Annotated in this window: 10 protein-coding genes; 3 read left to right on the top strand and 7 right to left on the bottom strand. The window is 34.3% G+C overall.

Going from position 1 to position 11313, the window contains the following annotated elements; translation table 11 throughout:
- Window positions 1–342 precede the first annotated feature (342 nt).
- On the top strand, window positions 343–1830 hold the full coding sequence (locus BM212_RS07535) for a WD40/YVTN/BNR-like repeat-containing protein (RefSeq protein ID WP_091897808.1): 1488 nt from the start codon (window positions 343–345) through the stop codon (window positions 1828–1830).
- Window positions 1831–1993: 163 nt separating this feature from the next.
- Here the strand turns inward: BM212_RS07535 and BM212_RS07530 are convergent, their stop codons facing one another.
- From BM212_RS07530 to BM212_RS07500, 7 genes are all read right to left on the bottom strand, one after another.
- Window positions 1994–3127 (bottom strand): Fic family protein, encoded by a 1134-nt coding sequence (locus BM212_RS07530; RefSeq protein WP_177206385.1) that lies wholly within the window; start codon window positions 3125–3127, stop codon window positions 1994–1996.
- 144 nt (window positions 3128–3271) lie between these two features.
- Window positions 3272–3994, bottom strand: coding sequence for a CBS domain-containing protein (locus BM212_RS07525; protein ID WP_072695581.1), 723 nt, complete (start codon window positions 3992–3994; stop codon window positions 3272–3274).
- 132 nt (window positions 3995–4126) lie between these two features.
- Window positions 4127–4507, bottom strand: a complete 381-nt coding sequence (locus BM212_RS07520; RefSeq protein WP_072695583.1) for a PH domain-containing protein — start codon at window positions 4505–4507, stop codon at window positions 4127–4129.
- 136 nt (window positions 4508–4643) lie between these two features.
- The gene (locus BM212_RS07515) at window positions 4644–6518 is read right to left on the bottom strand and encodes an ABC transporter ATP-binding protein (RefSeq protein ID WP_091897804.1); all 1875 of its coding nucleotides are present in this window, start codon (window positions 6516–6518) and stop codon (window positions 4644–4646) included.
- Window positions 6442–8154 (bottom strand): ABC transporter ATP-binding protein, encoded by a 1713-nt coding sequence (locus BM212_RS07510; RefSeq protein WP_091897801.1) that lies wholly within the window; start codon window positions 8152–8154, stop codon window positions 6442–6444. The genes BM212_RS07515 and BM212_RS07510 overlap by 77 nt, the downstream gene beginning before the upstream one ends.
- Before the next feature lie 25 nt (window positions 8155–8179).
- Entirely contained in the window at window positions 8180–8605 is a 426-nt protein-coding gene (locus tag BM212_RS07505) for a MarR family winged helix-turn-helix transcriptional regulator (RefSeq protein ID WP_072696198.1), read from the bottom strand.
- Between the two features lie 271 nt (window positions 8606–8876).
- Window positions 8877–9758 (bottom strand): ROK family protein, encoded by an 882-nt coding sequence (locus BM212_RS07500; protein WP_091897798.1) that lies wholly within the window; start codon window positions 9756–9758, stop codon window positions 8877–8879.
- Between the two features lie 310 nt (window positions 9759–10068).
- Here BM212_RS07500 and BM212_RS07495 point away from each other — a divergent pair, with 310 nt between their 5' ends.
- Both BM212_RS07495 and BM212_RS07490 read left to right on the top strand, forming a co-directional pair.
- A complete protein-coding gene (locus BM212_RS07495) occupies window positions 10069–10347 on the top strand; it encodes a DUF3884 family protein (RefSeq protein WP_072695589.1) in 279 nt (92 codons plus the stop codon).
- Between the two features lie 102 nt (window positions 10348–10449).
- Complete coding sequence (locus tag BM212_RS07490) at window positions 10450–11283, top strand: metallophosphoesterase (protein WP_218149699.1); 834 nt, start codon at window positions 10450–10452, stop codon at window positions 11281–11283.
- The last annotated feature ends 30 nt before the right edge of the window (window positions 11284–11313 follow it).

The following is an 11313-nucleotide window of genomic DNA, read 5'->3' as shown; positions in this document are numbered from 1 at the left end:
ACGGACACAAGAACCAAGCCATACAGCTTATGAGTAAATAGTCTCAACATTGTGACGGGAAGCATGCTTAATGAGTAGTCGAACTACAAGGAGGGGAAAGCTTCATCCCATTTAGAACCATCTTCCATCTAGTTCTATTTTACACAGAAACAGCACGGAATGACCAAGCGATAACCAAGATATTTAATTATCAAAGAACTAAAGTGAATGGATCATCAAAAGCGACTTTTTGAAATTTTTCTCCCCCATGGGGGAGAAAGCTCCATTCTTTCAAACAGTTAATCCATCAACTAAGTTAAGAACAATTCTTAACTACATACTTATTATACGAGGAGTGTTTTTTTGAAAAAAAAGAATGATATATTTAAAGCCTTAGTTCTGAACCCATTAGTGGTGATAATCTATATGATTGCTGCTTATTATCTGTATTACCTGTCCATGTATGGTGGGGTAAGAAGAAATGCCCCTATTATAATCGGATGCGCCATTTTGTTACTCATTTGGCTCTTTGTCTGTCTATTCATATATTTCAGAAATAGAAATACTAATAAATATACTGAAGCAAGCACTCGCTTAAAAAGCATCAGTACTTACTGGTTCTATACCGCTATAATTTTATTACTTAGTATAACAGCTACCACTGGATATTTTGTTTATCAAAGTGCTCAACCCTATAATGGCAAACTTTCATGGGTGATTGACGACCTGGTCAATACTAAGAAAATCGCCTTCGAACATAATAATATCTTTGAAAATTCTTTAGAGGGGATTTTTGCAGATATTCAGTCAGAAATTGAATTACCTGCTGAATTATATGTATCTTCTGATCTCAATTTGACTTATGATTCTACTGGAAAAATAACATCACTCTATACACTTATTTATGGGAAAAATCAAAACGAAGAAACTGAAGCCTTTCTCCTTACTCTGGATAAAGGCAGTGACGAAATCCAAGTTAGATTAAATGGGATTATAAATTATGAATTGAATGAAACGAAACGATTGCAGCCTTTAGTCGATGCTATTAAAGCTATACCGCTCCAAGAAATCACTATGGATTGGTCAGAGGAAGAGACTTACAGTATTTATTATCAAGGATATAGGAGCTGGGGAAACAATTCAGAAGGGATCTACTGGATCAATGATGAAGGCAATAACATCAGTGTGCCAGATTCGTATTCGGATGAGGAATACGCTGGATATGCCGTTTCTGTTTATATAGCTGGTAAAGAAGATACGATTACACCTAAAAGATTTATCGATCGTTCATTTACTCTTTCTGACGACTATATAGAAAAACAGGAGAAAGAAAAAAATTCGTTTGACTTAGGGTACAATTACAAAGATCAAGTCGAATCCTATTTTTTAACCGAAGAAATAGGATTTCAGCTACCCATTACTGATGCTGCAACGGGAAGTCGCTACTACGCTTTAGAAAAAACCGTTGACGGAGGTGCATCTTGGGAGCGAATCAATCAAGAACCTTTTTATCCCAGTTCTGGAGTTTCTTCTGGTATCATCTTTTTTGATGAACAGCTTGGATTCATCGGACTTTCAAAGAATGGTGGATCTGAAGGATTTATCTATAGAACAGAAGATGGTGGAGTAACTTTCGAAAAAATTGAAATTCCTGAAGTAGAAGTAACAGTAAGTGAAGACTTAATTTATAATCCATTTGACTTACCTGACATGCCTTATATAGAAAACGAAAAACTGTACATGACCGTTGGACAAGGAACGGATGGAGATTATAATGGCGGGGTTAAAGCTCTTTATGTATCTGATGATCTAGGTCATACTTGGGAGTATGTTGAAGAAATAAATAATTAAAGCTCCTTAAGAAACTCTTGTTTCAAATAAAATAATACTACTTTAAATAATACAAATCCATAATACATCAGAGTATAAAGACGTATTATGGATTTGATATTTGTTGAATTTTTATACTATATAGTTTAATTAAATGAATAAACGGTTTGATAATCAATTACATTTATAGTAATCTTAGTAAATCATAGTTAACATATATTTTATTTTTTCTTTTAGTTTTATCAACATCTATCAATTTTAATTCTACCAATAAGTTCAATCCATTACGAGCAGTCGATATTGCTATATTCAATCTATCTGCCATTTCTCTAACCGATATAAAAGGTCTAACGAACATGGTTAGATAAATGTGGTTTGTCATACTTCTGTCATTATTGATTTTTTCTAAACCCTTTTTCGCGAGTGAAGTAATGCTCTCTAATTTACCAAGCATATTATCTGCCATTCTCTGACAGGCATCTAAAAAGAAGTCAATCCACGAAAACCAATCTGGTTCTTTTCCTCTTACTCCATTTAGAAGATTGTAATATCTTATCCTTTCCTTTTCCAGTTCTTCACTTACGAAAAAAACAGGCTTATCTATTAAACCATCTCGCATTGTATTCAAAACTATTAAAATTCTTCCCATACGTCCGTTACCATCTAAAAAAGGATGTATAGATTCAAATTGAGCATGCATGATAGCAGTTTTTATCAAAGGATCTGAATCTTCATCTAATAGTACTTCAATAGAGTCATTGATTTCTTTTGTAAATGTAAAATGTTTTTCTGAATTAATATAGTATTCTAAATTAGTAATATAATTACCGATTTCGTTAGCATTTATTGGAATGTATACAGCATCTTCGATCTTATTAGTTGGTCCAATAAAATTTTGTATCATTCTATAATCACCAGCTGAAGATGTAGTACCTCTAGTATTTTTTCCCATTAATATACGGTGAAGCTGTTTGATTAATCTTGAAGATATTGGCATGCCGCTTTTAATTAAATCTATTCCTTCAGATAAAGCCTCTACATAATTTTCTACTTCAATTACATCGTTGCTTTTATTTTTCTTAGTTGCTTCTTCTATCATATCGGCAAAAGTAACTTGTGTCCCTTCAATTCTAGTTGATTGCACAGATTCTTTAAGCGTAAGCATCTGAATCAGTTGAGTATTCACCACAGAATGCTCTAACTCTGAATTCAATTTTCCTATAGCTGATTTTATTTGAGCTACTTTTTTGTATAACTGTAAAGCTTGAGCAGTTGTGACTTTCGGTGGTAACAAGTCTATTCCCTTTATCGCTGACACTTTTTATCCTCCTTAATAGATAGTTTAGATTTATTATATCATTTTATATGATTATTACGATAGAAATTAATCATATAATTTTTTCCAAACCTACTCTATATTGAAAGGATAAACATCTAGTAAGAGTATGATCCTTTTATAATTTCATTTATTTTCAATGATTTCCGGCATGTCCCAAGGTGTGATGATTCCGGTCAAATCACTTGGACTGGTCACATTATCTGTTTTAGCAATCAATAAAAAGTAAGCCACAATTCCCTCTTCTATTTTCTTTGAATAAATAGACTCAATATCAAAAATCGACTTATTTTCTGGTATGATTTCATATGAGTTTTTTTCGTTATCATTATCCAGTATGTCTTTAACAGTCGTTCCACTGATTGAAATCAGATCATCAGTAATTGAATGAGCAAGAAAATTAGTAATCCCATTTTCAGAAATCAGTCCTACTAATTTATTTTCATGAAAGACTGGAAACTGTGAGATCTGGTTTTCTTTAATTGTTTCTAAAACATCTTTCAATTTATCCTTTTGATTAAAACTGATAACCTTTTCCAAGAACAGATCACTGACCACTTTTGGGTGCTTAATTTTTTCTGTGACCTCTTTCATTTCTTCAATCAGTGCTTGACTTGGATTAGCGATTGATTCATGTTCATTAATCGTACTATGGATGAGTATATTCCTGAACTGTCTATAAATATCTAATTTTCTTTTATACGTTATGATCACTTTATCTTGTTTTTCTTTAGCAGCATATAGTAAAGACCCAAAATTTGTATCGGCATCTTCTCCTAACTTAGAAGCAATCACTTTTTGAAGTTCATTGAATACATGGATAAATTCTCTTACATTATCTTGATTCATTTTCTTACTCCTAGCGTTTAATAATATTTTTGAGAGTACAGCTACGATACGCTTTTTATGTATGCCTAATGATACATAAAAAGCATATCGTCTTTATAGAACAATATGCTTTTTATATCTGATAATCAATCTCTACTTCATAATTCCAGCTGCCAGTGCTTTCTGAATCGCATTGATGCTATCATCTTTTCTAAACAATAGAGTTTGAGCAGGTTCTAATGCTCCTGAAATATATATTTTCAACTCAGCATCTAAGTCAAAATGTCCCGAAGTTTCTACGCTGAACCGAGAAATACTTTTATATGGGAAGGTTTTATAATCAGTTTTTTTACCTGTCATACCTTGTTTATCTACTACAATCAGTCTATACTCCGTAAAAACTACGAGGTCCCTTACTAATTTATATGCCAATTCAATTTTCTCATCTGGTAAAAGTACGTTTTCCAAATCTTTTCTTACCTTATCATGATTAGCATCTGTTGCATTCCCCATTAAGCCGTTGAACAGTCCCATTTTATTCCACTCCTTTTATTAATAATTAACTTACCTACATTCTACCTGATTCAATCAAAAATGAAAAACCAAGTTTTTAATACTTTAAAAATAAAAGATACATCTTTAATAGAACAAAATCTTACATTTTTCCATGCTACGCATAACTTTCAAATTGAGAATGATATAAATCGGAATACAGACCTTCTTTTTCCAGCAGTTCCTCATGGTTGCCTTGCTCAACGATTCGACCATCTCTAACAACTAGTATGGTATCGGCATTCCGTATAGTAGATAAGCGATGTGCAATCACAAAGGATGTTTTTCCATTCATTAGTTTCTGCATGGCATCTTGAATTTTCATTTCTGTCTGTGTATCTACATTTGAAGTCGCTTCATCTAAAATAAGCAAGTTAGCATCCAAGATCATAGCACGTGCAATCGTTAAGAGTTGTTTCTGCCCTTGAGAAATATTTAAACCTTCCTGATCAATAATTGTCTCGTATCCATCTGGTAAACTCATGATATAATCGTGGATTTGTGCAGTTTTTGCTGCTTCTTCCACTTCTTCAACTGTAACATTCTCTTTGCCGTATGCCAGGTTTTCAAAAATCGTGCCACTGAATAGCCAGGTATCTTGTAAAACCATTGCATAAGATAACCGGAGACTTTCTCTTGTAGCATGTGTCGTATCAATCTGATCCAGTTGAACCGTTCCAGCATTCGGGTCATAAAAGCGCATTAGCAGATTTACGAGCGTTGTTTTTCCAGCTCCTGTAGGTCCCACAACAGCAATTACGTTTCCACTTGGAGCTTTAAAGTCTAAATCTTGAATAATCATTTTATCTGGTGTATATCCAAAAGAAACATTTTCCATCTGAACATTTCCTTCAGGGCTATCGTATACATGGGCATTTAGTATATCTTCTGCTTCCGACGGCTCATCCATTAATAAAAATACCCTTTCTGCTGCTGCAAAAGCAGACTGAAGTTCACTGATAATATTTGCTAATTCATTGATTGGACCAGAAAATCGTCTAGAATATAAGACAAATGACGAAACAGCTCCTAGAGTGAGATAATTAAATAAATAAAGTAAAGCACCAGCTACACTTACAAGTGATAGGGATAAATTATTAATAAAGTTTATAGAAGGACCCACCATGCTTCCATAATAATCTGCATCATAGTAAGCTGACACAGCTTCTTCATTCTTTTCATCAAAGCGCGAAATCATATTTTCCTCTTGATTATAGGCTTTGATAGTTTGCTGACCAGAAATCATTTCTTCCACATAACCATTTAGTTCCCCTAGTTTAACTGAACGTTTTTTAAATAATGGTCGGAAACGAGTGACCATGTATCTAGTCAAAAAAATGGAAACTGGAATCGTTACTCCAAACACTAAAGTCAATACTGGAGAGATCAGTAACATCATCAATAATGAACCAATAATCGTAATTGCGCTCGTTACGATCTGAATAAAATCATTTTGTAGTGATTGATTGATTGTATCAATATCATAAGTAATACGGCTGATGATATCTCCAGTTTGATGCTGATCAAAAAATCCCACAGGTAATTCTGACATTTTATTAAATACATCTCTTCGCAACCGTCTGATCGTTCGTTGAGTCAGTCGAATCATTATCATCTGCATGATATATTCTAATATAGAAGAGAGCACAAAGAAGCCAATCATTAATGTAACGTAAAAGAAAACTTGCTGAAATAATACGTTCCCTGGTCCTGGCTGGATCGCATTAATGGCTAGTCCTGACAAATAAGGACCAATCAGTGAAAAAGAATTACTAGTAACCATCAAAACAGTTGCAGTAATCAGCATCCACTTATAATAAAATAAATAGCCCCATAATCTTTTTAAGACATGCAAACGACTTGTCTGTAATTCTTCTGATGCTTTTGGATCAGAAGATCCTGTTCTGCTTCCGCCTCTATGCAATTTCTTCCCCTCCTGACTGGTTACGATAAATTTCTCTATACGGCTCACTGTTTCGCAGCAGCTCTTCATGAGTTCCTTTTCCAATTATTCGACCTTTATCAAGCATAATAATCTGATCGGCTTGTTGAATTGAGCTGATACGTTGAGCAATCATAATCGTTGTGGTGTCCTGGTACTGTTCCGTCAAAGCTTTTCTTAATTTGGAATCCGTCTTGTAATCTAAAGCACTAGAAGAATCATCTAACAGGAGTATCTCTGGATCGCCTGCTAAAGCCCGAGATAACAATACGCGCTGTTTTTGGCCTCCGCTCAAGTTCGTTCCTTTTGGAGTCAAGCGATGTTTTAAGCCACTGTTTAATGAATCGATAAATTCTTTTGCTTGAGCTGATTCAGTTGATTTCAAAATTTCTTTTTGAGATAGATCTCGTCCAAAATCAATATTCTCGCTTAAAGTATCTGCATACAGAAAATCTTTCTGAAAGGCTACACCGAACTTCGTATGCAGCTCTTTTAAATTCATACTATTTACATTCATACCATTGATCCGTATAATTCCATCATCTGGATCATACAACCTCAGCAGCAACTTCATTATTGTTGTTTTCCCGCTTCCTGTCGCTCCAATAATTCCCAATGTTTCTCCCTTATTTAAAGTGAAATCAATATCTTCGAGAATAGGATTCTTCCCATAGCCAAAAGAAACGTGGTCAAAACGGATATGTGCAGAGTCATCTTTTCGGTCAATCGATTCTACTTCTAGATCGGGCTCTGTGTGTAAAATAGCATATACACGATCAGCGGATGCAATCCCCCTGGAAAACAAAACAAAAATCCGGGTAATACTCAGCATCGCATTCAAGATAATAGTGAAGTAAGTCATAAAGGCGATAATCACACCCGGTTGAATTAAGCCTTCGTTTACACGGTAGGCACTGGTCAGCACAACAAAAGTTAAACCTAAGTTCAAAAAAAGATTCATTAATGGCGTTGTAGCGGCCATGGTCTGATTTGCTTTTGTCTCAGCGTTGACCACTCTCTGGTTCACACCTTCGAATCGCACTTTTTCGTATTCTGATTTAGATAATGCTTTAATCACTCTTGCTCCTGTGATGTTTTCCCTTACGGTCCTCACCAGTCGGTCTACTTCTTGTTGAAGCTGATCAAATAACGGAACACCTTTTTTGGAAACATAATACACTGTTACTGTTGCAAATGGTAAAACCCCAAGCATAACCAGTGTTAATACTGGATCTAAAGTGACTGTCATTAAGATCCCACCAATGAGTAAAACGGGTGCTCGGACGCCTATTCTCTGCATCAATCCGATGGTACGATGAAGGTTATATGTATCAGAAGTTAATCTTGATATTAAGGAAGGAGACCCATACTGATCAGATTGACTAGCTGATAAATAAGAAATCTTTTCATAAAGATCGTGACGAATAACTTGTACAGCATCTTTTGCAACACTTGAAGCCATACGGTTTGCTTTAATACTCAAGGTTACAGCTAAGATAGAACAGATAACCATTGCTCCGCCCCATAAAAGGACACGATTGATATTTCCGGTTGGAATAACCGAATCAATAATATAAGCTAGGATCAAAGGAAGAAATAAGTCCATAATCGTTCCGATAAATTTTACGGAAAATCCCTTGAGTATTCTATTAAATAAAGGCTTTAAGTATTGAATAAATAATTTCATGTCTACTACCCTTCTGTTAAATAATTCATTCTTTTTCCATTGTATCTACTGCTGTTTTTGCTTTTTTCATAACATCTGACATTGTTTTCTCCAGTAAATCCTTTTCAGCAGATGAAAAACCATCTAGAATGATTTCATTCCATTCTTTCAAGATCTCCACTACTTTTGGATACACAGTGTGAGCTTTTTCAGTTGGATATACAAGTAATTTTCTTCCATCACTTGGATTTGGTTCTCGCATTACAAACCCACTTTTTTCCAATACAGCCAACTGTCTTGCTACATTACTTTTATTTACGAAAATAATTTCTGCTAATTGATCTTGCGTAACTCCTGGATTATTACATATATTCAAAATATAGGTATGATGCATACCACTCAATCCATACTTTTTCAATTTTTCGTTACGATACATTTCGGATAGACGAGACGTTCTATTAATAAAGCGCATTAATGACACTGACTTTTTCTCCCTTCTTATCAAATTTAATTATTTTCTATGGAATCTACATATTCTAATTTTATCTTATTAGACTACTCTACCAATCATTCGTTGCGAGTGCAACGAACAGAGTGGAATAAATCCATTATTGTTTATAGTTAGTCTAATGATAACTATCCTGAGCTGTGAATGTTTATTTTTGCGTAGAAAAAAGAACTTTATACTTTGATAGCATAAAGTTCTTTTTAATCATTTCGATTTTTTATACTGCTTACAATTTTTATGTGTTTTCCAATACATATTGATAGGCAGCACCAATCAGGTTAGAATCACTGAAAAACCTGCATTCCTGAATTTCAAAATCAAGTTCTTTTGCCCCTTTATCTTTCAGCAAATTCTCTGTTCTCAATTTAAGCTCTGGTATCAAACTCGCATTTTTAGAAATGCCCCCGCCAATCAGAATTTTTTCTGGATTGATAGAAACAAGTAAATTGTAAATGCCTAAACTTAATGCATCCAAAAGTTTACTTCTCATTTTCTCAGCTAGTTCATCCCCGTTTTCAGCAAACTTAAATACATCTTCACCATTATATACTGTGCCGTCTGCTTTTTGTTTTGTGTAGTTTTTTGCCATTTTTACGGGGCTCCCAACTTCACTTAAAGTCGTTGAGCTGTTTGAATCAATAATCTGATATCCAAATTCTCCTCCAAAGAGATTATGACCACTATGAAGTTTGCCGTCAATAATCACTGCACCGCCTATTCCAGTACCAATAATCATACAACAAGCAGAACTAGCACCTTGAGCATTACCTTTCCATAACTCAGCCAATCCAGCACAATTCGCATCATTTTGAATAGAGACCGGAAGCCCGAATAATTCTTCGAATGCTTTCTTAATCGGAAACCGATGGATGTAGGCTATAGCACTGATTCCATTAATCACACCATTTTCTGTATCAACCGCTCCTGGACAACTAATTCCTACGCCACTGAAAGGTACATCGTTATAACGATTAAATACGATTAAAAACTGTTCTTTCATTTCATCCCAAGAATCAGGCGTCTGTATATTATCTAAATTCAATAAATTTTCATTCTCCCAGATACCACATTTAATAGAAGAACCGCCAATATCAAATAGTAATAGTTTTTCTTTCATAACAATCTCCTTATAAATTTTGATTATGTTTATTAATAAGGTAAAAATGATTACTGATACCTTGAGTTTACCATACTTTTAGGACTCGTTATCAAATAAAACAACATTGATTGATTCTGACAATGCTAATTATTTAACACTTAGCTAATTGACTTGAAACAAATATTTCGCTTACTCTATCTTGCATTTTATGTTACTATATCAATTAGAATGCGCTTACATATGAATGATATTTTTTATCAAACTTGTATTATATATATATCGATTCGTACAATGAATGCAGGAATGACTTAATTCAGGAGGACCCAATATGACAAATACTAATGAAAAAACAAAATTATATCATTTTCTTCAAATTCATTTTCTTGAAGAAACATCTATCACCTTTCAAGATTTTCCGCCTCTGGAAGAATTAGCTACTTGGTTCTCAAAATCAGGAAAAATCTGGACTTGTCGAAATAAAAATCTTACCTTAGAAGAATTCAAAAAACAGTTCCTGGAAATTACCCATATTGACGAAGACAAAGTAATGATCACAGACGGAGGTATCGGTAGAGGTATCGGCGGAGCCATTTCCCCATTAAGCTAAAATTAATCAGCTTACGCTATTTATTCAATTCACTATCTCTAAACCTATGTTATAATTCTAGAAAATAATATTTTGAAGCCCGTAGCCGATAGGAGCCTTTTCTTGAAACAGCAAACTATCAATTTTACTAAAAAACATAAATATCTGATTATTACCTTAACTATAACCATTATACTAATATTTTGGATGCTCTGGGGAAACTATTCAATTCAAACCACTCATTTCACTGTACAAGATGAGGAACTGCCAGAAAGCTTTAACGGATATAAGATCGCTCAAGTCTCAGATTTACATAACAAAGACTGGGGCAGCCAACTTATTGAGAAACTACAAGAAGAAGAGCCGGATATTATTGTTCTTACTGGTGATTTAATTGATTCATCAAAAACAGATCTGCCTACTGCTCTAGAATTTATTGATCAGTCTAAGGAGATTGCTCCTTTATACTTTGTAACGGGAAATCATGAAGCTTGGAGTGAGGAGTATGTTCAATTAAAAGCAGAGTTAGTTGAAAGAGAAATAACCATTCTAGACAACCAGTCTATCTTTATAAGTAAAGGTTCTTCTCAGATAATGTTGGCTGGACTGCAAGATCCGACATTCCAAAATTCCAGTCCTGAGGAAACCTTAAAAACACTATCTAGTCGTTTTGAAGGTTTCAAAATATTACTTTCTCATCGTCCTGAATTATATGAAACCTATGCAGCTCAGGATTTCCAGTTAGTATTCAGCGGACACGCCCATGGAGGACAATTCAGAATTCCTTTCATCGGCGGACTGATTGCTCCAGATCAAGGAATATTCCCTGAATATACTGCTGGTATCTATACTGAAAATCAGACTCATATGATCGTTAGTCGTGGTTTAGGAAACAGTATCATTCCTGTTCGAATCAATAACAGACCTGAACTGATAACTGTTACTTTAAAAAATTAATCATACAAAAATAGCCATTCTCTATTTATA

This window comes from Marinilactibacillus piezotolerans (assembly GCF_900114235.1).
Lineage (GTDB): Bacteria > Bacillota > Bacilli > Lactobacillales > Carnobacteriaceae_A > Marinilactibacillus > Marinilactibacillus piezotolerans.
This window is presented reverse-complemented; position numbering and strand designations above follow the sequence as displayed.

Coding starts and splice junctions, on each gene's coding strand:
- BM212_RS07525 (WP_072695581.1), bottom strand. CDS start 3,994: ATGAATCAAGATAATGTAAGAGAATTTATCCATGTATTCAATGAACTT.
- BM212_RS07520 (WP_072695583.1), bottom strand. CDS start 4,507: ATGGGACTGTTCAACGGCTTAATGGGGAATGCAACAGATGCTAATCAT.
- BM212_RS07515 (WP_091897804.1), bottom strand. CDS start 6,518: ATGAAGAGCTGCTGCGAAACAGTGAGCCGTATAGAGAAATTTATCGTA.
- BM212_RS07510 (WP_091897801.1), bottom strand. CDS start 8,154: ATGAAATTATTTATTCAATACTTAAAGCCTTTATTTAATAGAATACTC.
- BM212_RS07505 (WP_072696198.1), bottom strand. CDS start 8,605: ATGCGCTTTATTAATAGAACGTCTCGTCTATCCGAAATGTATCGTAAC.
- BM212_RS07500 (WP_091897798.1), bottom strand. CDS start 9,758: ATGAAAGAAAAACTATTACTATTTGATATTGGCGGTTCTTCTATTAAA.
- BM212_RS07495 (WP_072695589.1), top strand. CDS start 10,069: ATGACAAATACTAATGAAAAAACAAAATTATATCATTTTCTTCAAATT.